We start from the raw sequence: 22,277 nt of genomic DNA on the forward strand, positions 1-22,277 counted from the left end.
ATTCATTTTTGTCCCCTTTTGCTGCGCAGGATTCAGGTTTTATTGAAACAACCTAATCAACCTCTCAATACTCTCATCCAGACTTGAGGCCTCTTCCACCCTTTGCCTCAAAAATTCTCTAATAGGCCCTATTTTTTGCAAGGCATAATCGATCTCTGGATTCGTTCCAGTTTTATAGGCCCCCAGGTTTACAAGGTCCTCGACCTTCTTGAATGTAGATAGACACTGAATCAGCTTTTCATAGGATGGAATTTGACCAGGCACCTGAATATCCCTCATGATCCTGCTAATGCTCTGGAGTATGTCTATAGCAGGATAGTGTCCCTCTTGAGCCAGTTCCCTGGTAAGGACTATATGGCCGTCTACGATAGATCTTACGGCGTCTCCTATGGGCTCATTCATATCATCACCCTCGACTAAAACCGTATAGATACCAGTGATACTTCCTGCCCCCTGTTTTCTCCCAGCCCGTTCCAACAACCTTGGTAGTTGTGCAAAAACGCTAGGGGTGTATCCACGAGATGTAGGTGGCTCTCCAAGCGAAAGCCCTACCTCTCTATAGGCCATTGCAAACCTGGTTACAGAATCCATCATAAAAATGACATCGAGCCCCTGATCTCTAAAATATTCGGCAATGGCAGTTGCAACATATGCTCCACGGACCCTGATCAGAGGGGGCTGGTCAGAGGTGGCAACAACTACCACTGATCTCTTTAGGCCCTCAGGGCCGAGATCTCTTTCGATGAAGTCCTTGAGTTCCCGTCCTCTCTCTCCAATGAGGGCAATCACATTGACATCTGCAGTAGTGTGCCTGGCAATCATCCCAAGCAATGTGCTCTTTCCAACCCCTGAACCTGCCATTATGCCTATTCGCTGGCCCTTACCAATAGTAAGACAGGCATTTATGGCTCGAACCCCTACATCTAACGGTTGATCGATTCTGGGTCTCGCCATTGGGTTGATTGGCTCTGCATATATGGGATAATGCGCGTCAGCGTGTAAAGCTCCCTTGGAATCGATTGGATTTCCCAATCCATCAACGATCCTTCCCAGCAAATCCTGGCCTACTTTGACTGTTGCAGCATGTTCTTTGGCCCAGATCTTTGTCCCAGGCCCTACTCCGCGAACGTCCCCTAAGGGCATTAAGAAGAGCTTTTTATCCTGGAAACCCACAACCTCAGCAGGCACAGATTCATTAGGGGTCAATTCAATATTACAAATTCCTCCCACAGGAACCGGAGGTCCGTGACTCTCTATTAATAGCCCCACCACCCGATTGACAGTACCCAAAATTCTAAATGTCTTTACGCCATCAATGGCATCTATATATCGGGAAAGATCTATGTCCATCTATTCAGCCTTTTTTGACAATATGTCTTCCAATGACTCTTCAATTGCCTTCCATCGCGTCCCAAGAGAGGCATCAATTAGGCCAAAGTCTGTCTCTATTATGCATCCTCCTCTCTCTATAGATTCCTTGGGCAAAAATTCAACCTGGCTTCCTCCAGTGAGATCCACACCTTTAAGTACTGCATCTTCAACAATCTCAAGATCTTTAGGATTAAGATAAATCTTTAATATATTGGCCTCTATTACCTGCCGGGATGCACTCCTTATAGCTTCCAAAATTAGCTGAGGTGTGGTGATGAGTTCATGCCCAACCACCTTCTTGGCAATCTTAATGCAGAGTTCCACCATCTGGGCCTCATATTTTTCAAAAAGGTCGAGACCCTGCTTATTGAGATTTTTTATCAAGGCATCTAAACGCCTTGAAATTGCATCAAACTGCCTTTTTCCCAGTTCTTCTCCGTCTCTCTTTCCCTGTTCAAATCCATCATTATATGCCCTACTCTCGATCTCTTCTGCCTTCTTGCTAGCGTTTTCTAGGGTTTCTCTGGCCTCTTTTCTCAGCCTATCTGCCTCTCTTTTTGCCTCCTCAACTATCTCTCTGGCTCTGGCCTTGGCCTCTGCCTCTAGGACGACAAATTGAGAAGGATCAGGTCCTTGCTGTTGTGGCTCTTGGCTAATCTGTTCCTCTTTCTCTTTCTCTTCTTCTTTTTCTATAAAGCCCAGAAACGGACTAAAAGGTTCATCCTCTCCATCAAATGACTCTTCATCAATAATCTTAGGAATGATCCTCTTTACATCCAATATGGGGGTATCCTCAGACTTTATTAGCTTAGACAAGGACCTCTTCGCCTCCTTTACCGCCAAGGACTATCTTTCCTTCACTCTCAAGCCTCTTGGCCACTTTAAGGATGGACTGCTGGGCATTTTCCACATCTTTGAGCCTGACAGGCCCCATTACTTCGAGATCTTCTTTAAGAAGTTGTGCGGCGCGTTCACTCATATTATTAAAGAACTTGGCCTTTAGTTCATCACTGGCTGCCTTGAGAGCAAGCTTGAGCTCTTCTGTACTAATCTCTTTGAGTATTGCTACAATTGCAGAGTCATCCACTCCTAGGAGGTCCTCAAACTTGAACATGAGCTTTCTGATCTCTTCAGCCAGTTCCTCGCTACTTTCTTCAATCTTTTCCATCAAGGCGTCTTCAAGGGTCCTGTCAACACTGTTGAGGATAGCTGCAACCCTCTCTGCGCCACCTACCTTCTTAGCATCACTCATCTCTACTGAGAACAGTTCTTCCTCTAATACCTTGTCGATTTCAGCCACTATCTCAGGATTGATCTTCTCCAAATTGGCAATCCTTATCATGACATCAGATTGCAGCCGTTCAGGAAGTTCTTCAAGGATGTCGGCAGCAAGCTCTGGTTCAATATTGGCCAGGATGACAGCAATGGTCTGTGGGTGTTCGTTTCTCAAAAAGTTGACTATTACCTTTGGCTCAAGACTGGACAGCTTCTGAAATGTACTTGGATGGAGCTGCTTCATTATGTCATCATATATCTTTTTTGCCTGTTCCTCTGGCATTGAGGAAAATAAGACTTTTTTAAGGAATTCCTCCACAGAGACTGCTACTTCACCCTGAACCATTGACATCTTTTCTCTTACTTCCTTTAAGACCTTGTCAACAGCCTCTCCAGGGATGTATTTGATCTGGGCCATAAGGGTAGAGACTTTCTTTATTTCCTCTTCTTTTAGGTACTTGAAGACCTCTGCGGTAAATGCCTCCCCCATGGCCAACAGAAAGATGGCAGCCTTATAAGGGCCTTTTGGATCACTAAGGTCTATTGCTGGAATATTTGCCTTTTCTTCCATAACAAGTCCCTGTTATTCCTCAGATCCTACTGGTTCTCTCAACCATATCTTTACCAAGGCAGCTGCCCTTTCAGGATACTCTGAAGCAAGCCCCCTTAATTCATCTTGAGCACTGGACAAGGGTTCAATTGTCGGTGGAGTTTCAATCTCCTCTATCTCTTCCCCTTCAACAGCCTCTTCAGCTTCAGGGGCAGCAAGCTCTTCAGGGGCTGGGACCTCCTTTGGCCCAAACACATACTTATTTAAAAGGGGCCTTACTACAAAAACTAAGAACAGTATGGCCAAGATCAAATTTGTAAGCGGTCTTATAAGCTTTGATCCGATGTCAACCGCCTTGGCCAAAGTACCGGCCTCAACAGGTTTAGTGCCACTAAAGGGGACGTTGACTACTTGAACCTCATCTCCCCTCTCTTCATTATAGCCTACTGCTGCCTTCACTATTTCCTCAAGGCTCTTCATCTCCTCAGGGGTCCTTGGTACATAGACTAGCTTATCATTTTCCTTCTTATAGGTACCATCTACGATCACCCCTGCTGATATACGCACTATCTTACCCACAGCCCCAACGATCTTCTTTTGGGTACGTGTTATCTCATAATTTTTTACTTGCTCCTGCTTTACTAACCCTGACCTCTTTTGCTGTAGCCCAACATTGCCCTGTAGCTTTGATGCAAGTCCACCTTTGACCCCTGGGATTCCGCCGTTTTTAGTCCCCTCATCTCTCACAACCACATTTTGCTCGCTTCTTATAGCAACGAGATCGGGATCATAGCGATCCTCATTGACCTGTATCCTATCAAAGTCCACCTCAACAGATACCCTGGCCACTGCCTTTTGAGGCCCAAGTGCCTCTTCCAGCATACTCTGAATCTTGTGTTTATAGTACATCTCGAGCCTTCTTTGATATTCGAGTTGATTTTGAGTTAGATTCGAAGGCTCGGGCTTGATTTTTTCTCCCTGTAAAAGCACAGCGCCGCTCGTATCCATAATTGTGACGCGGCTCTTTTTCAATCTGGGGACAGCACTTGAAACAAGATTTACTATACCGAGCAGTTGTCTCTGACTCAGTGTTTCATCCTTTTCCAGAGTAAGCAATACAGAGGCAGACGGTTCCCTTCTCTCTGTCACAAAAAGAGACTCCTTTGGCTCGGCAATGTGGACCCTAACTGCCCTCACCTGAGGATAACGGGCAATTGTCCTCTCAAGCTCTCCCTGAAGTGCCCTCTGATAGTTTACATGCTGAACAAAGTCTGTAGCCCCCAGATTTGACTTGTCAAAGATTTCGAATCCGACACCTGATTCCTTGGGTAATCCTTCATTTGCAAGGGCAAGCCTTATGTCATAGACCTTTTCCTTTGGTACCTGTATTGAAGTCCCTTCCCTAGTGAGTCGATATTTTACTCCCTCCTTCTTGAGCCAATTCACGATCTCAGCCGCATCTTTAGAGCTCAAATCTGTATAAAGCGTTGCGTATTCCACCTTATTGGCATATAGAAACAGTAGGCCAAAACCAATAATAGAAACGAGGATTACTCCAGCCACTGTCAACTTCTGACGCAGATTGAGATTTTGATAGATGGCTTTAGCCTGATCTATGTAATCCCTTGGAGTAGCCATTAGAACTGCATCCTCATTATTTCTTCATAGGCACTCAAGGCCTTATTTCTAACCTGCAAAAGGAGCCTAAACGAAATATCTGCCTTACTCATTTCAGTCATGACCTTAGCAATATCAACTGGTTCCCCTAAGGCCAACTGCGTGGAAAGTTCCTCTGCATTGATGAGCCTCTGGTTGACTGAGTTCACTGCATCTTTAAGCATGTCACCAAAGCCCTTGGCTTCCCCAATATTGTCCTTACCGTTTTGGACCTCGGACGGTAGAACCGTTAACAGTTTTTGTGCATTGCCTTCAATCTTCATCTCTTCCTCCTAAGAGAGACTAGATCTCCCAAGCCTATTTTTTTATTATCCCAAATTATGCAATTGGCGAGTTTGTCCAAGATGCGAGGCGCGAGGGGCGAAGACGTACTTAGGTACTTCGAGCCCCGAGCAACAAAGCAGATTGGGCGAAATCGCCAATCCCGTAGGGCTGCGAAAGAGGGCAAAAACAGCAGGAATATTGCTTCACCAAAAAGGTGAATGTGAAGCAAACGCTTCCAACAGAGCAACTAGTTGATATAAAAAGAAAATTCATTTTTTGCTCTCTTTCGCAGTGCATAATTTGGGATTATCTCCCTATTTCTAAGGCCTTAAGGGCCATCTGTTTGGCAGTATTCATTGCTGTAACTCCTGCCTCGTAGGCCCTAGCTGCATTCATTAGGTCCACCATCTCCTCAATGACATTTACGTTAGGGAGCCTTACAATTCCCCTTTCATCTGCATCTGGATGAGAAGGGTCATATACCTCTTTAAAAGGCTCAGGGTTGTCCACAACCTTGGCAACCTTAACCACTTGAAGCTTATTCAAGGCCTTATCCAGGGCGGAATCAAAACTAGTTTCCTCTCTCTTTAGAGGTACCGACTCAAATACCACTGATTTTGCCCTGTATGGTCCTCCATCTATGGTCTTGGTCACATGGGCATTTGCAAGATTCATGGATGCAATGTTGATTCTAGTGCGCTCAGCAGAGAGCCCTCGGGCACTGATTTCAATAGCTGTAAGTAAATCCATTATGGCCTACCTCCTTCTGTCACTGCATTTTTTAGGCCTTCAAGTCTTCTAATCAAAATTTGAAGTGTTGCCTGATACTGAAGATTGTTTTCTGCCAACTTTGCCATTTCTATGTCTAAATCCACGTTATTGGGTGTTCCTCTCTCCTCAGACTCGACTATTATTCCCTCATCAGACTGGGAAAGTTTTTCCTCATTCACCTTTGGCAGATGTTCAGGATGGGTCCTTGAAACAGGCGGTTTTTTAGGTAGATGGACGGAGTTGGTCTTTGCAAGCTCAAGCCCTTTGGGTTCCTTTGAAAGGTATCGGGCCATGACCTTTTCAAAGGGAATGTCTTTGGCTTTATAGCCAGGGGTATCGACGTTGGAAATGTTTGCACTCAATACTGCATTTCGCTTAGTTCTAACACTGATTGCCTTTTCTAGGATGTTAAACCCCTTTCCAAAGAGTCCCTTCATAGTACTAACCCCATTTTTCTATATTCTGAAAGCTTGTTTCGAAGTGTCCTTACACTGATACCAAGAAGTTTGGCTGCATGGGTGCGATTGCCACCAGTCTTCACTAGGGCCTTTTTTATAATCTCCCTTTCAACATCCTGAAGGTTGAACATATCATTTAAAGCCATTGATCCTTCACTTATGCCTTCAGATTGATTCACTTCGTTTTCATCAAAAAATAGATCTTCCAAAGTAACCTCACGCCCCCTTGCAAGAAGAACTCCCCTTTCAATAATATTGCGAAGTTCTCTAATATTTCCTTGCCATCTTCTTGACATCAGCTCTTCCATAACATTGTTAGCAAAAATCAGTCCAACTTTTCCATACTCTTTGGAAAACTCCTTTAAAAAGTGCTCTGCAAGGAGTGGGATATCTTCAGTACGGCTCCTCAGAGGAGGTAGTGTCAAAGGAATGACATTTAATCTAAAATAAAGATCTTCCCTAAATTTACCCTCACTGATTGCCTGCTTTATGTCTCTATTGGTTGTGGCAATTACCCTCACATCAATAGAAACTGGAGAGGTGCTTCCCAGTCTGTCTATTTCACCCTCCTGCAATATTCGCAAAAGCTTTGCTTGCAGGGAAACTGCCATCTCAGTGACCTCATCAAGTAGAATTGTCCCCTTGTCTGCCAGCTCAAATTTACCCTTCTTTCTAGTAACCGCTCCTGTAAAAGCCCCCTTCTCATGGCCAAAAAGTTCGCTTTCCAGAAGTGTATCCGGTAATGCTGCACAATTTACAGCAACAAAAGGCCCATTTCTCCTGTCACTTTCCTGATGTATGAATCGAGCCAGGAGTTCTTTTCCCGTACCACTTTCACCCTGAATTAGTACAGATGCCTTGCTTGGAGCTATACTCCTTGCAATCTCAAGGACTTTTAGCATCTTTGGGCTCTTGCAGACAATATTCCTTTGTTTTTGTCTAAGCCTTTGTAAACTCTTTTTTTGCCTCAAGGGGAAATTGATGAGGGCCCCTTCAATAGCTACCTTTAAAGTCTGTTCCTCCCATGGATGCAAAACGAGGTCTTCAGCTCCTGCCTGCATTATCCTTATGGCATCTTCGATGCTACATTCTGTTGCCAATACTATTACAGGCATTGATTGAAAGGCCGATGCCTTTCGAAGCATATTGTCTGCATGAAATTCTGACTTTCCGTGGGTAACTATGGCGAGATCAAAATCCCCACTTTTAGAGAGTTCAAAAAACTTTTCTTCATCATCACAAGGTATGACGACAATACCTAGGGGTTCCAATGAATCCTGAAGCATAAGCCGTGATTGGGTGTCTCTCATTAAAAGCAGCAATTTTACTGGATCATTTCCCTTCATTTTCCCTGTGCACCCCTTTTTAAGTCATTTTTTATTGTAGAAGGAACCTTTTTCCAAAATTCTTCATTCCCTAGGATTGCCTTTGCCGAATCTCCCCACAAGGATCCCTCCTCAGTGCTGAGTGCCCTAAGCACCCCTGATGCACTATCCAGCTTTTCCTGTCTCAGGAGACAAAGCGCCATCTTTGCCTGCACATCTGGTTGTTTTGGGTCTAGTTCTAGGAGGAGGTTATAGAACAAAAATGCCTCTTCATAGGCCCCCATGTCAAAAGCAGTGTCAGCCCATTGACTCATGAGGCTACGTCTTTCTGAATCATTTAAAAGTGGATCCAATTCCCTAAAGGCATCCCTTGCAACATCCCACAAGCCTAAATGAACACTGGATTTGATAAAGTCTTGAAGCAAGAGTTTTCTTTCATTGCTCTTTTTAGAATTGCTAAGCCCTTGAGATGACAAATTATATGCTTGATCCCAATTCCCCTTATTTTGTTCATATAAGACCTTTAGGTGTAGATATCTGGGATCAGTCTTTCCCTGCGGAAATCTGTCTAGGTATGAAATTATCTGTCCTAATCCATTGAAGTCCCCTGTCTCCAACGATGCTTCAGCCCATTTTAAGAGTAGATCGTAGTCTGTCGGGGTATTGCCTCGGCTAAAAAATGCCTTTCCCATAAAAAGACCTGCCTCATCAGGGCAACCAAGTTCATTCCAGGCCATCCCCACACTAACCAAGTGATTGCGGTCCAAAATGTCATTAAATAGATCCCCTTTTGAATAAAAGAAATCTAGGACCACAAGTGGCCTTTCATCCTTCAAAAGCTTTTTAAAATAGCTGTTCAGTGCCTCTTTTCTCAATGAGTTAGAAAATCTTTTGACACCCTCATCCCTTGGAAATCTATCCTTAAAGGCTTTTGCCTCTTTAATGGCTGCAACATAATCTCCTTTTTCGTTAAGAGATTGGATAATACGTTGCCACATTCTCCTTCCATCTTTATAAGATGGAAATTTCTCAAGGAGCTTCTTTGTCTCTAAAAGCGCTTGATCATAGACTCCTTTTCTAGTCAGGTCCTCTATAATCTTTTTCCATACGGCTTTAGCAGTATCATCAAATCCTGGCATTACATTTTTTAAGGCTCTGTCGTTCAAAACGCTCAGACAGGCCGTTAGGTTCTCCCTAAGTCTCGTGGAGTTTTTCTCCGCTATCATCCTAGCCCGAATTTTCTTGGAAAGTTCCAAAAATTGCTCCCTTAGCGCACCATTGGGACTGTTTTTAAAGAAACGTTTAACTAGTTTAAGTGCTCCGGGCAGATCACCTCTTTCAAATTTTAGCAATGCATACTCAAACTCTACTTCCTGGGTTATCGAATGCTTTGGAAATTGCCGCAGAATACGATCATAGATCATGGCTGAGGATTCATCCCTATAGCCCTTGTATCTACTCCAAGGAGTGATCTTTCTTTCTCTTTCTCTTATCTGAGCGAGTCTAAAACGTGAAAACAACGCATAACTGAACTTGGAATAATCCCTTGCACAAAGGGCATAGTATTTTCTTGCTTTAAGTAGATCCCCAAGCCTTCTATATGCCTCACCAATCTCAAAGAGAACTGCTGCCTGTTTCTCTCTTGACACAGTAAGATTCAAAAAGTGCATCCAGTAATCAATGGCGCTCTTTTCATCACCCTTTAAAGATGCTAGCCTTGCCTTCAACTCAAGGTACATAGGTACCTTGACAAATACGTTGGGATCAGCCGCCTCAAGACGCCTTACCTCTCTTTCGATAAAATCTACGTTCTTTTTCTTTTTCAAAGAATCGAGGGCAAGAGCCACCCAAGCTGCCTTGGCAGCAGTGGTGTCAGGATATTGACGAATGATCTCTTTTAAAAAGGTGTGTTTCTTGTTTATCTTGCCTGTTTCATCATAATAAAGGAGGATTTGTAAAAGGGCCTCATCAGCCCATTTACTATCTGGAAACTCCTTTGCCACTATTCTCCAGTGGGATATGGCCTCCGGGATAAACCCCACCTGTTTATACGCACTTCCAATGATATAGTAGGCCTCAGGGACCTCTTTCGCCTGTGGATAATCTACAATGAATCTTTTTAATAGATCTATGATCTGCCACGCTGTCTTTTTAGCAGCAAAAGGCCTTTCCTCCACCTCTTTCCAATAGATGTTAATGGTAGGGACAATCCTCTTCCAGGCCTCATGTGCCTGCTGTAGCTCTATTGCCGTCATTTTTGCCTGGGAAAGGCCAGGACACGGCCAATATAAAAAAATCCCCAAAACAATTGCTAATAGGGTCTTTTTAGAAAACTGACTCATGCCCATAAAAACAGCAAAAAAGATGCCAACCCTCTCTCATTCTGAACCTAGGACACACTTGAAACCGTGGGATTGTTTGGGTTTTGAGTGTTGAGTTTTGAGTGTTGAGTTGAAGAAAAAGCGTCTAGATCTGAAGCCTTGTCATTTTTTTGACTTAACTAAACCCTCATGTCAATTATTGTTGACACCCCGCAGCATAAAAAAATGCGGGCACGAGCTATATTCGAGGAGCGGCAAGTTTTTCCTCCAACTCAAAACTCAAAATTCTCACTCAGAGCCTCTGCAAAGATGGGATTTTCCAATTCCATTCTGAGGAGCTTGGCCTCTAGGTCCCTTTCTTCTGTAAAATTCCAATACATGGAATGAAGCTTCCAAAAACGCTCAAGAGAATTAAAAAAGAGTTCTTTCATATTCTCCACAAAATGACCATTTGATATGACAAAAGCTATGTCACTGTTCATTGCCTGAAGGGCCTCTCTGGCAGCCTGCTTAACGATCCTTTTTCGAATAGATACTGTTTCGTAAGGTTCTTCAGATCTAGATTTGAGATCCTGGACCATCGCCTCAAACTCCCTTAAGGCCTCGTGGGCATGCCTGTACATCCAGGAGACTGATCCATACATCCACTTGTCAAATGTGCCCTTGTCTCCCCAAGACGATGGAGTGATATGCATATCCTGATTCCTAGGATAGCGATTCAAATACGCCGATGGCGTTATTAGTTCTGTCTCATTTTGGTCATAATAGAGCTTCTTCAATAGGAAATACAGAAATTCAGGGCCCTCATACCAGTGATGTCCAAATAATTCGGCATCATACATGGCAACAACTAACGGCTTTTTCCAAAACCAATTTTGTATGTAATTGAATTTAAAATTCCTTGCCTCCATAAAGTGCTGCGCATGCTGAGCAGCCCGCTCTATGGCCCTGGCCCTAACATAGGGTTCTTTGTGATCACTGGATCTAGACGTTATCCTATTGTACTTGAGTGGGCCGCCTTTTATATGGAATTCCAGATAATCAGGATCACCTGGATAACCTTCGTCACCACTCCACACCTGTTTGCCGGTCTCTGGATCACGGGCAAAACAGGCAACATTACTCCCCTTTAAAAAGACCGGGGCATGGGTACCAAAGGCGCTCGGTGAATCCCCTATTAACACTGCGTGGGACTCTGAAAAGAAATAGTGAAGTCCTACCTCTTCCAAAACTTGTTCTATTCCTGGGGTATAGGCACACTCTGGGAGCCATATTCCATTTGGCTTCCTCTCAAAGGTATTTTCATAATCCTTGACTGCAACCTGAATCTGATGCCTCAACCCTTCTGGCGTCATTGTATAAAAAGGCAGGAAACCGTGTGTTGCAGCACATGTAGATATCTCAAGATAACCTTGATCCTGAAACTCCTTGAAAGCCCTAGTAAGATCACAGTTATATCTTAAAAAGCAGTTTCTAACGTCAATAAAACGCTCTAGATGCATCCATGCAGTGTCGTGAAACTGGGGGGCCTGTCGTCTGGTCCTCTCAATCTCAAGACGGGCAAGACTTATGTGCGCATCCATATAACGCAGGAATTCGTCCTGCAACATGGAACAGCGCATCATGTTGGAAAGGGTTGGCGATATGTCAATTGATAGCCTAAAGTCCACCCCTTCTTTTCGAAGCCTTTCCATAATCAGCAAGAGTGGGACATAAGTCTCGCGCACTGCTTCATGATACCACTCTTCAGGAAACCCTAGAGGATGCCACACCCCTGATGTGCCATATGAAACCCTTCTCCTCAAATATGGCAGATGCGCATGTAAATGGAGTATCAGAAGACCCTTTGAATACCTTGGGATATCCATCTTGGAATCAAGCGGCCTCAAGGTTGGGTGATCTATCTTCAACTGCACCTCTTTGAATTCAATTGGAAGGGTCCCAGTATCTTTTCGCATGGTTTGAACCGGATTTGAAATCGGAGATAAAGAGACTACTTCACCGTAGTTTGAAACTGCAACGATCTCAGCTCGGTATACCTTGTCCGGGTCAACGTTCAGATACCAGTTGTCATGAAGCCCGAGGTGAACCTCAACATCCTTGTCTGGATGATGATGCAACTCGCCTGCAAATTCATGATAAATTTTAATATATGTCTTTACCTTGCCACATTTTTCCTGTAATGGGGCCAATAATTCTGGAAGACTGTCTTGGTCAATATGCCAATATGCAAAAATCCTGGATTCATCAATTGGCATCAGTGTAATACGATTTTCTTCAAATGGGACAGAAACGGGATTTGATTCAAGTAGACTCCATAGCTCACCTCGTATCCCTCGCTGCCTCAATACTAGGGTCGCCTTATAGGTATTTCCACGCTTGAGCCCAGTAAATAGCCAGTCTGATGTGCCTGGAATGATTTCCCTTTCTTCTTCAGGCATCAATTCTATCGAGTTTCCATTTGAAACTTGAAAAAGCCTTATTGACAAGTATACATCGTCCCAACTGAGCCCTTTGGGATCGAGTATTTCATCGTTAATTCTGGTCCAGTCACTGTCTTTAATGCGCCAAAAGGCCCTAAGTTGCACAGTATCCCCTTCCCACACCTCTCTTTTAAGTCTGATGGAACTAAAAATTCCAGGATACCTAAATGAAGTAGAACAGATACGGCTTTCTCTTGGCCCAGGATCGAATCCAATGGCAACAATTTCTTTTAAAAATCTCTCTCTTCCCTTTTTTCCCTTGGTCCAAACCTCGAGCGCCACCTCCTTGAGACTGCCTAAAATTAGAAAGTTGTCTGTAATCCCTGGAGATACATACTCTTCAAGAGGGAATCTAGCCACTTCATCAGGCCATCTCTTTATGTGAAGGCATACGTCAATGTCCCTTTCCCAATCTAGTCCTGCCTCTACCTTGACCTCATCTTTAAGCCCTTTCCAGTCTATATCCTTCCAGAAAAGGTGATGACGCCGTTCATTCTCAGAGATCAATGTAACCCCTGGAGTATAATAAAAGGAGGAACGCATTTTCAGGCCAATCTTCTTTTTTGAAAACAACTCCACATGGATAAGTGAGGCCGTGTCTGGCAAGATGCACTCAGCACTCAACAGATGAGAGACACGCTTTTCATGGTAAAACTTTCCATCCTCCGCCCTAAGACGCAAAAATAGATCTTCTTCAAGAAAATTTACCCTATTAAGGACATCAATGTCCCATTGGACTAGAAGAAGGTCACCTGCGGTCTTTAACCTTATAGGTCCGTCGGTCTTCTCAATAGACAAAAAATTACTTTTTAACATTTTTCCAACCACCTACTAAATGAAGATGTATATGAAATACCAGCTGGCCTCCTCCTCTTTCCACATTAAAGATAAGCCTATATCCGCTCTCATTAATGCCAAATTTCTTGGAAAGGGTCTTTGCCACAATCGCCATCTTACCCACCAGAGGGGCATCCTCCTCTTCCAGGGCATTGATTGTAGGTATGTGCTTTTTGGGAACTATAAGAAGATGAACCGGGGCCTGGGGGTGTATATCCTTGAATGCGACGATTTCATCGTCTTCATGGACAAACTCTGCCTTGACCTGCCCTGAAATTATCTTACAAAAAATACAATCTCCGGCCATGAGGACCTCCTCAGATCTTAGAAAGTTTGGCTACCTGAGTGTTTATTATCTTGGACCCTACCACATCAAAATCAATGGCCACCTTTTCATTATCGATGACCTTAGTTATGGTTCCTGGCCCAAATACCTGGTGTCTTACCCTTAATCCGACCCTAAAGCCATTTCCTCCCACTTTTACAGGTTCAGGAGTTGTGAGCTCTTGTTTTCCCGGTGTATTAAAACGCCTGGATTTGTTCCCCCAAATCTCAAATAGACCTGGCGGAATTTCATCGAGAAATCTTGAGCGCTTTCCAGGGACTACCCCCCCGCCGGAGACATTCACTAGTCTTGGAGCCACAAAATACAGGACATCTTTTGCCCTAGTCGCAGCCACGTAAAAGAGCCTTCTTTCTTCTTCGAGGTCCTCATCTCTTTCCAAGGCCATAGGAGACGGGAAACGGCCTTCCACTAGGGAGATAATAAATACCACCTTCCACTCCAAGCCCTTGGCAGAATGAATAGTGCTCAGACAAACTGCATCGCCCTTACCATAGGTCTCTTCCTCATCAGGCGGATCAAGGGCTACCTCAGTCAAAAATTCTCCTGGATCTTCAAATGCCCCTGCAATGAGTGAAAGCTCGTTTAATTCCTGCAGTCGTCTTGGATAATCGTCCGGGAACCTATCTGTAAGATAGGGTTCATATATAGATGTGAGCCCTTTTAGTAGATCGCTTAAACCAAGATCCTTTTCCTTTATTGCTAAAAGCCTATGAACAAGTTCTTTAAGAGGCTGATGCCACTTTGCCTTCGTTTTAAATTCGGCAACTGCCTTTAGGGGGTCATCTACCTTTATCATAGCCTCATATATCCTCTGAACCCCCTTTTCTCCAAGCCCTGGAATCAGGGTAAATACCCTCAATACAGACAGCCTGTCCACTGGATTCAAAATGATTCTCAAAAACGCCAGGAGGTCTTTTATATGTGCGCCCTCAAGGAGTTTGAGTCCTCCTCGCTTCACATATTTGATCCCGTACCTATTTAATAGCCCCTCTAACTGAAAGGAATGAAAACTGGCCCTAAAGAGAACGGCAATTTCCGAAGGCTCCACCCCTTTTAAAATGAAATCCTTTATGCGGCTTACTACGAATTCTGCCTGATCATTTTCATCCAGGGCCTCGTAAAAAAGTGGCTTTCTACCACCAGATCTTACTGCAACCAGCCGTTTTGCAAATTTTTCCTGGGCATTTGCAATTATTGCATTGGTGCAATCCAAATTGGGCTGGTGAGTCCTATAATTCTTTTCGAGTTTTATTATTCGTGTCCCAGGAAAAAGCTCTGGAAATTCAAGAATATTCTTGAAATTTGCACCTCTAAAGGAATAAATACTCTGAGCATCATCGCCCACAGCCATTACGTTATCGTGGGTGTAGGCCATAAGGCGTACGAGTTCGGCCTGTACCCTATTGGTGTCTTGGTATTCATCCACCATTATAAAATTGAATCTTCGAGAGACTGCCTCTTGGATCTCTGGGTAATTTTTCAAAATCGTCTTCCAGTTAATCAAAAGGTCATCGTAATCCATTAGGGCATGGCGCCTTTTGTACTTCTGGTAGGCATCAAAGAGTGCTTCAAGGATTGGGGCTAGGTGAGTGAGATGTGCATATCCCCGTTTTAGCACCCAGAGACAGTCTTTCATGCAGTTTCTCTTTTTCGAATAGATCGATGCAAGGGCACTCTTTTTTGGAAATCGTGCCGTCTCCTTTTTCAAACCCAATTCCTCGGCCAATAGACCAAGGATGTCCTCAATATCACGTCTGTCAAGTACTGTAAAATTAGATGGATAATCTAATACCCTGCAATATGTCCTGAGCTGCGAATAACAAAATGAATGAAACGTGCCTCCGCTCACTAGATGTGATTTGGGCCCAACGAGTTCACTGGCCCTTTTTAACATTTCATGAGCGGCCTTCCTGGTAAATGTCAGTAAAAGAATGGACTCAGGGTCTACTCCTTCTTCAATTAGACGAGCTACTCTGTAGACCAGGGTCCTAGTCTTTCCGCTGCCGGCACCGGCAATCACAAGTACTGGTCCATAGAGCGTATTTACTGCCTCAAATTGTTCTGGATTTAGGTGCTCGTTAAAATCTATTTGGCTCAAATCCTTAATACCCATCTAATTGACAACCACCCATTTCCTTAATAGCCATGTGAAGGGGTAATATGAAATAGAAATTGTTTCCCAACTTGACTGGTTCGTAACCAACAACACCACCATGAACCTCAATTACTTTTTTCACAAAATGAAGACCATGGCCCACGCCTCTTGTCTCTTTTTGGGCATCAGGAGTCCTAAATCCCTCGTCAAAAATGTGTGAGGCATATTCTGGAGGTATGTGGGGACCAGTTGTAAAGACATTAAATTTGATCCCGGATTTCCCAGGACCAAAGAAGTCATTTATGATCTCCCTACCATAAGCGATAAATTTGACTGGTTGTCCCTGCTCATTGAGGACTTCCTTACAATACTTTTCCGCATTGGAAAAAAGATTTGCGTATACCTGTGATATAAGCCCAACATCCACCATTAAGGGTATGTCTTCTTCCTCTGGTATACCTCCCATAAGATCATCGATCCTAATACCACGCCTCTCAAGGCGGGCACGATAACGTTCCAGTTGAGGATCGATAACCTCTTTTTTGAATCTACACATACGGCGTCTTAAAACCAAGTGTCCCTTTTCAAAGTGGTCTCGTCTCAGCAAACTCTCTAAAAAGAGACTGGTATTTTGATAGTGTTTTTCTAGTTCTTGATACTGGGCCAAGAGATCATTATACAGGGCGAGCATACGTTTTTCTGCTGACTCGAGTTCCTTCACATGAGGACAACCTTTTTGCCTGTGCTCATCAATCTTTCCCTTTAAGATTGCATGAATATCCTTTGCCTCTTTCAATTTCTTATTAAAGCTATTCAAAAAGACCTTGTAACGCATGTTTGGGACCAAAACATTGTGCTCTATGTCTGCTACAAGGGTATTGACGAACTTAATGTGTTCTACGTTCTGCTTTACAATGAGTTTATAGTGTAGATTGTATCCAATTCTATTGGCATACTTTTCAAAAAAGAGTTTGTCTTTTTCATCTAGCCTAGAGAGAGGAAACACCTCAAACATCCCTATTACGTCTTTCGCCTTCTGGATGGGATGCTGTACAAAAAGTCGTCTGTTTCCCTTAATGGGTGCCACAAAAGAATCATTTATCTCATAGGAGTGATCCCTAATCTCGATCCCCTTTGGAACAGGCATCCCACAAATCTCCAAACCATTCATTGAATCACAAATGACTTCAAGCATACCAGAATCAGGGGAAACAAGATAAAGGCAGGTATCTACACCCAAAAATTCTTTGGGCACAAACACAGAGACCCTGTAAAAATTCTCCAAGGTCTCAAATTCCTGTGCAAGATCAAAAAATGCCCTAAGCGCCCGGCCTTGAGTCTGAGTAAAATTATATCGTGCATAATCTTCTTTTTTCTTGCGAATACGAGCAAGAACTGTAGCAAGACTCGGCGGATCTGTTGGGCAATATATGCTCATGTGTTAAAGGCCTTTTCAATCTCCTGGACCAGAGCCTCTATGGTAGCACATTCAGGTTCTATGGCACATGTGAATCCATAGCGCTCAACACTATTTCTGGTTATAGGACCAATACAGGCTATCTTTGCCCTGTCAAGTAGAGTGTCTACAATATCTTTTGGGCACAATTTCATAAAATTATCCACGGTTGAGGAACTGGTAAAAATAACGCAATCCACATTGGCGTCTCTCAATTGAGATATCTCTTCTTCTTTCAACTTTGGAGGTCTGGTCTCATAGGTGACAACGCTGTTTACATTGAGGCCGAGGGTCTTAAGCCCCTGTTCAAGGTTGGGCCTAACCACCCCAGCCCTTGGATATAGGACAGATTGTCCTTTGATGTCTTCGAGTCTTCCAAATGCCTCCAATATGCCTTCTTGCTGGAACTTCTGTGGTATGAGGTCTGGCACAATACCAAGATTTTCCAGATACTTTGAAGTAGCCTTACCCACAACTGCGATCTTAACGCCACCTAGTATTCTAAGATCCTTACCTAGTTGTTTAGCCCTATCTAAAAAGAATTTAACTCCATTTACGCTTGTAAAGATTATCCAATCATATTGTCCAATATTTTTTATTGATTCGTCAAGGCCGGACGTATCTTGTGGTGGGACCTGCTCTATCACAGGAAACTGAATGCACTTGGCACCCCGTCTTTCAAGAAGATCTCGCAAAAGACTTGCCTGGCCTCTTGACCTAGTGATAAGGACAGTTTTTCCGAGAAGTGGCCTCTTTTCAAACCATGCTAATTCATTTCTCAAGGCCGCCACTTCTCCTACTACAACAATTGCTGGTGGCCTTATACCAGCCTCTTTGACCTTTTCAGCAATATTGCTCAACTTACCGTCTATTGAAAAGTGATCTGGAGTGGTTCCCCATCTAATCACAGCTACAGGGGTATCAGGGGATCTTCCGAATCGAATGAGATTTTCCGCAATCTTTGGCAAATTTGTCACTCCCATCAAAAAAACCAGGGTACCTACTCCCTTTGCAAGACCTTCCCAATCGACATCAGCCTCATTTTCACAACTTCTATGCCCGGTTATAAATGCAACTGAGGCTGTATAGGACCTATGGGTAAGTGGTATTCCAGCATATGCTGGCACAGCTATTGCGCTTGTCACCCCAGGGACAACCTCAAACGGGACCCCAGCCTTTACGAGTATCTCTGCCTCTTCGCCACCTCTACCGAAGATAAAGGGATCTCCGCCTTTTAGACGGACGACAATTTTGCCTGTGAGTGCCTTTTCCAGGATGATCTTATTTATGCCATCCTGGTTAAATGTGTGTTTTCCAGATCTTTTCCCAACATAAATGAATTCTGCATTATCAGGAGCAAGCTCTAGTAATCTGGGATTTGCGAGCCTATCGTAAATGACCACCTCTGCCTGCTCTAATACCTCTTTTCCCCTTAAGGTAAAAAGCCCTGGATCTCCAGGGCCTGCTCCAACAAGATATACAAATCCTACCTTCTTATTTTCCCTCATAGACTGCCTCTAAAATCTCTTTTCCTCCTGCGTCGAGCATTTCCTTTCCAAGCTCATCACCAATGAACTCCGGATCATCAACTGAGCCCATTTTCTTCATGCGAAGGATCTTTTTGCCATCCTCATCACCTATCAGGCCTTCTAATGTGAGCTCATTTCCTTCAATTGTGGCATAGGCTCCGATTGGAACCTGACATCCACCCTCAAGACGTGCTAGGAAGGCCCTCTCTGCCCTAACTCTAATGGTTGTCTCCTCATGAGATAGGCTAGAAAGGATCCTCCTCGTCTCATGGTCTTCGCTTCGAAATTCTATTCCCAATGCCCCCTGGCCTATTGCTGGAAGTAGGACCTCTGGAGAAATGATTTCTGTTATTCTGCCTGAGAGTCCCATGCGTTTCAGCCCAGCAGCAGCCAAGATTATGGCGTCAAAATGCCCTTCATCAAGTTTATTCAATCTAGTATCAAGATTGCCTCGTAGAGATTCAATGACGAGGTCAGGTCTCACAGCCCTAAGCTGAGCCATCCTTCTAAGACTACTAGTTCCCACCTTAGCCCCTGGAGGAAGCTCCATTAGGCCCTTCCCATCCCTGGCAATCAGGGCATCTCGCGGGTCTTCCCGCTCAGGGAACACTGAAACCTCTAGCCCCTGGGGGAGTTCTGTGGGGACGTCTTTTAGGCTGTGAACCGCAAAGTCTATCCTACCATCTAAAAGGGCCTCTTCAATTTCCTTAACAAAAAGCCCCTTTCCTCCGACCTTTGCCAAAGGGACATCAAGGATCTTGTCGCCTTTGGTGGTTACCTTTACGAGTTCTACCTGGACATCAGGAAATCTCTTTTCTATCTCCTGCTTAACCCAGTTACTCTGAGTTAAAGCCAGCTTACTCTTTCTCGTTCCAAGGCGAAGTATCAATTCTCTATCCTCCGCACGAGCTACAACTAGAACTGGTGCAACCACTACAGCTACTTGATGCCTTCTTTCCAGTCCCTACAAACTGGGTACCAGATTTAAAAGCAAAACACGACATCTTTTTTGTGCATTTTTTCGAAGAGCACTTGGGACATGCCACATCCTTTTTTGATCCAAGTACGAGCTCTTCAAACTCTTCACCGCACTCCTCGCAGACAAATTCATAAATTGGCATCTTGTCCTCCTAAATCGTTATAAACGATAAATATTAAGCGTTAAGTATTATGAGAGATCTAATTTTCTCTACTGAGAGTGTCTATTTTAGTCATATACGTGCAGCTAAAATAACACCTTTTCATTAGATAGGGAAGTGAAAATACTTATAAGGTCACTAGTTCTTCCATGATCATTGCTGCAAGTAGCGGGATCATAATCTCATGGTGTCCTGTAAAGTTAAATCCGCGGCCACCACAAAGAGTTGGGCGGTGGACTACATTGGTCATTGGTCTATAGTGACGAATAAAATCGAAATTGGCAGTGACAATCCTTTCCACCCTATGCCCTAGATTTCTAACAAGGGTCAAGGCCTTTAAAAACACCTCTGGTAGGAGGACCGCTGAACCAACATTTGCAAATACCCCACCTTCTAGCTGGGCTATGAGTGCTGCAAATCGCCTAAAATCCATGTGACTAGCTGCTCCGATGGCTGCGCCATCACAAGACGGATGTATATGAACAATGTCTGTTCCCATGGCAACATGGACAGTAAGCGGAATATTGAATTTATAGGCGTTATAGGCAATGCTAAGCTCTTTGTACGGATAATCCCCTTGGTAAAGGGCCTTTCCAACGGCTTCACCAAGGCCAAGTCCTGACTCATGCGCAAAACGTGCGCATTCATTCAAAAATTCTCCTGTCTCCCTGGCATTCCCAAAGTCTCCATGGCCAAGGGATGCTTGGACATCTTCAGAGGTCTTTCCCGCAGCTGCAAGTTCAAAATCGTGGACGAGACATGCCCCATTTTGGGCGATTGCCGTAATAATGCCCTTTTCCATTAGGGAAATAATGATTGGATTTAGGCCAACTTTTATGACATGTGCCCCCATTGCAAGGATAAAATGCCTGCGCTCCTTTCTCGCCTGGGCTACAGCCTTGCTAAATTCCCTCAAATCCTTTGAAGCCAGCATGTTGGGAAGCGTTTCTAAAAACTCCTTGAAGCTCATCCCCCCTTTAGGAGGCTTTGAGAAATCACCAATTTCCACCTTGCTTGGCCTATCATAGAGGGAAGTAGTCCTGAGTCTACTAAGGTCTATTGGTTTGATCACTATTCCTCTCCAAACAGCATTTGCTCCACTATATCGCAGAAAAGGTGCTCTAGAAAAAGGTGGACCTCCTGAATCCTAGGGGTCTCTGTACTTGGAACGGCTATTACAAGATCAAATTCATCTTCCATCGCCTTTCCACCTGCCCCAGCCAATAGGGCAGTATACGCCCCACGGGCCTTTGCTGCCTTAAGACCATGGATCACATTGGGACTCTGGCCACTTGTACTGATTCCAAGGACTATATCATTTGAAGTTGTAAGCGCCTCTATCTGTTTTTTAAAAATATCATTGAAATCATAATCATTTCCAATACTTGTAAGCACACTTGTATCAGTGGTTAGGGCAATTGCAGGAAGAGGAGATCTATCTAGCCTAAACCTATTAACAAACTCCGCTGCCAAATGCTGAGCATCTGCAGCACTTCCTCCATTTCCAAATGTAAGGAGCTTCCCTCCCCTTCTAAAAGAATTAACGTACGCCTTTCCCAGCTCAATAACCTTCTGGGCCTCCCCATTAAATGTGCGGTTGATGATTTCTATCAATGCATCTCTGGAATTATTTAAGAGATCTCGTTTCCAACTCATGGTGTTTCCACTCCAAGCTCTGATAAATCTTCATTTTTTGCCAAGCGCATACCAAGGACTCTTGCCTCTTCAAGGACTTCTTTACGTTGTCTTATTTCACCTTTTTTCTCTATTTTCCTGTAAAGAAAGGCCCTTTCAAAGGGACAATCAATGGCATCAAAGAAGTATTTCATAACCATTAGTACTCCATCAAAGAGCTTTTTCCCCTTTGTTGCCCCAATAGAGACAAAGATCCCCCTCCTATGAGGATTGGCTAAACGTTTTTTCAAAACATATTTTCTAATCCAAAGGGCCTGAGACCTTTCAACCAAAGCCTGAGTCCTAGACGATACATTGTAAAAAAATACCGGAGAGGCCACAATTATAACATTTGCTTCATCGAGCTTCCTATAAATGTCTCTCATATCGTCATTGAGGACACACACCCCTGTCAAATCACATCCCCCACATTCTATACATGGGGTTATGTCAATCCCATAGAGGTTTATCTTCTCTATTGAGGCGCCATTGGCCTCTGCAGCACTTAAAACCTCCTTGAGATAGATGTCCGTATTGCCTCCAAACCGTGGAGACCCCATAAATGCAAGGAGTCTTTTCACTATTCTTTTGGCCTCCCTTTACAAAAACAGTCCTAAATCCAAATCAGACTAAACGCCTCACATACCTAAAGCATATCATCAAATGTTTAAAGTCTAAAATCCCTTTTTTCGATATCAAAATTGGG

General features: G+C 43.8%; 19 protein-coding genes. All 19 read right to left on the reverse strand.

Annotated elements, in window-relative coordinates; all coding sequences use genetic code 11:
* Positions 1–39: 39 nt before the first annotated feature.
* On the reverse strand, positions 40–1,350 hold the full coding sequence (locus DBT_RS07965) for a FliI/YscN family ATPase (protein WP_067618887.1): 1,311 nt from the start codon (positions 1,348–1,350) through the stop codon (positions 40–42).
* The gene (locus DBT_RS07970; protein WP_067618890.1) at positions 1,351–2,187 is read right to left on the reverse strand and encodes a FliH/SctL family protein; all 837 of its coding nucleotides are present in this window, start codon (positions 2,185–2,187) and stop codon (positions 1,351–1,353) included. It lies immediately after the preceding gene.
* On the reverse strand, positions 2,180–3,217 hold the full coding sequence (fliG, locus tag DBT_RS07975; RefSeq protein ID WP_067618894.1) for a flagellar motor switch protein FliG: 1,038 nt from the start codon (positions 3,215–3,217) through the stop codon (positions 2,180–2,182). The genes DBT_RS07970 and fliG overlap by 8 nt, the downstream gene beginning before the upstream one ends.
* A 12-nt stretch (positions 3,218–3,229) precedes the next feature.
* Positions 3,230–4,834 carry a flagellar basal-body MS-ring/collar protein FliF gene (gene fliF, locus DBT_RS07980; protein ID WP_067618897.1) on the reverse strand — a complete coding sequence of 535 codons (1,605 nt, stop codon included), beginning with the start codon at positions 4,832–4,834 and terminating at the stop codon, positions 3,230–3,232.
* Positions 4,834–5,136 carry a flagellar hook-basal body complex protein FliE gene (gene fliE / locus DBT_RS07985; RefSeq protein ID WP_067618899.1) on the reverse strand — a complete coding sequence of 101 codons (303 nt, stop codon included), beginning with the start codon at positions 5,134–5,136 and terminating at the stop codon, positions 4,834–4,836. The genes fliF and fliE overlap by 1 nt, the downstream gene beginning before the upstream one ends.
* A gap of 307 nt (positions 5,137–5,443) precedes the next feature.
* Entirely contained in the window at positions 5,444–5,887 is a 444-nt protein-coding gene (gene flgC, locus DBT_RS07990) for a flagellar basal body rod protein FlgC (protein ID WP_067618901.1), read from the reverse strand.
* Complete coding sequence (gene flgB, locus DBT_RS07995) at positions 5,887–6,345, reverse strand: flagellar basal body rod protein FlgB (protein ID WP_067618903.1); 459 nt, start codon at positions 6,343–6,345, stop codon at positions 5,887–5,889. Before flgB ends, flgC begins: the two co-directional genes overlap by 1 nt.
* The gene (locus DBT_RS08000) at positions 6,342–7,712 is read right to left on the reverse strand and encodes a sigma-54 dependent transcriptional regulator (protein ID WP_067618906.1); all 1,371 of its coding nucleotides are present in this window, start codon (positions 7,710–7,712) and stop codon (positions 6,342–6,344) included. Before DBT_RS08000 ends, flgB begins: the two co-directional genes overlap by 4 nt.
* Positions 7,709–10,033 (reverse strand): tetratricopeptide repeat protein, encoded by a 2,325-nt coding sequence (locus tag DBT_RS08005; RefSeq protein WP_161939938.1) that lies wholly within the window; start codon positions 10,031–10,033, stop codon positions 7,709–7,711. Before DBT_RS08005 ends, DBT_RS08000 begins: the two co-directional genes overlap by 4 nt.
* A gap of 251 nt (positions 10,034–10,284) precedes the next feature.
* On the reverse strand, positions 10,285–13,311 hold the full coding sequence (locus tag DBT_RS11790) for a 1,4-alpha-glucan branching protein domain-containing protein (RefSeq protein ID WP_083186710.1): 3,027 nt from the start codon (positions 13,309–13,311) through the stop codon (positions 10,285–10,287).
* Entirely contained in the window at positions 13,298–13,639 is a 342-nt protein-coding gene (locus tag DBT_RS08015; RefSeq protein ID WP_067618915.1) for a histidine triad nucleotide-binding protein, read from the reverse strand. The genes DBT_RS11790 and DBT_RS08015 overlap by 14 nt, the downstream gene beginning before the upstream one ends.
* 10 nt (positions 13,640–13,649) lie before the next feature.
* Positions 13,650–15,791 (reverse strand): ATP-dependent helicase, encoded by a 2,142-nt coding sequence (locus DBT_RS08020; RefSeq protein ID WP_067618917.1) that lies wholly within the window; start codon positions 15,789–15,791, stop codon positions 13,650–13,652.
* Positions 15,781–17,211, reverse strand: a complete 1,431-nt coding sequence (locus tag DBT_RS08025) for a sensor histidine kinase (protein ID WP_067618918.1) — start codon at positions 17,209–17,211, stop codon at positions 15,781–15,783. The genes DBT_RS08020 and DBT_RS08025 overlap by 11 nt, the downstream gene beginning before the upstream one ends.
* Entirely contained in the window at positions 17,208–18,737 is a 1,530-nt protein-coding gene (gene cobA, locus DBT_RS08030; protein WP_067618921.1) for a uroporphyrinogen-III C-methyltransferase, read from the reverse strand. Before cobA ends, DBT_RS08025 begins: the two co-directional genes overlap by 4 nt.
* Positions 18,724–19,692: a hydroxymethylbilane synthase gene (gene hemC, locus DBT_RS08035; protein ID WP_244155335.1), complete on the reverse strand. Its 969-nt coding sequence runs from the start codon at positions 19,690–19,692 to the stop codon at positions 18,724–18,726. The genes cobA and hemC overlap by 14 nt, the downstream gene beginning before the upstream one ends.
* A complete protein-coding gene (locus DBT_RS08040) occupies positions 19,652–19,879 on the reverse strand; it encodes an FmdB family zinc ribbon protein (RefSeq protein WP_067618927.1) in 228 nt (75 codons plus the stop codon). Before DBT_RS08040 ends, hemC begins: the two co-directional genes overlap by 41 nt.
* A 145-nt stretch (positions 19,880–20,024) precedes the next feature.
* Entirely contained in the window at positions 20,025–20,969 is a 945-nt protein-coding gene (locus tag DBT_RS08045; protein ID WP_279614871.1) for a GSU2086 family protein, read from the reverse strand.
* Positions 20,969–21,553 (reverse strand): D-sedoheptulose-7-phosphate isomerase, encoded by a 585-nt coding sequence (locus DBT_RS08050; RefSeq protein WP_067618933.1) that lies wholly within the window; start codon positions 21,551–21,553, stop codon positions 20,969–20,971. The genes DBT_RS08045 and DBT_RS08050 overlap by 1 nt, the downstream gene beginning before the upstream one ends.
* A complete protein-coding gene (locus tag DBT_RS08055) occupies positions 21,550–22,152 on the reverse strand; it encodes a flavodoxin family protein (protein WP_141674253.1) in 603 nt (200 codons plus the stop codon). The genes DBT_RS08050 and DBT_RS08055 overlap by 4 nt, the downstream gene beginning before the upstream one ends.
* Positions 22,153–22,277: the final 125 nt, after the last annotated feature.

Origin of the sequence: Dissulfuribacter thermophilus, assembly GCF_001687335.1 — a bacterium.
Taxonomy (GTDB): Bacteria; Desulfobacterota; Dissulfuribacteria; order Dissulfuribacterales; family Dissulfuribacteraceae; genus Dissulfuribacter; species Dissulfuribacter thermophilus.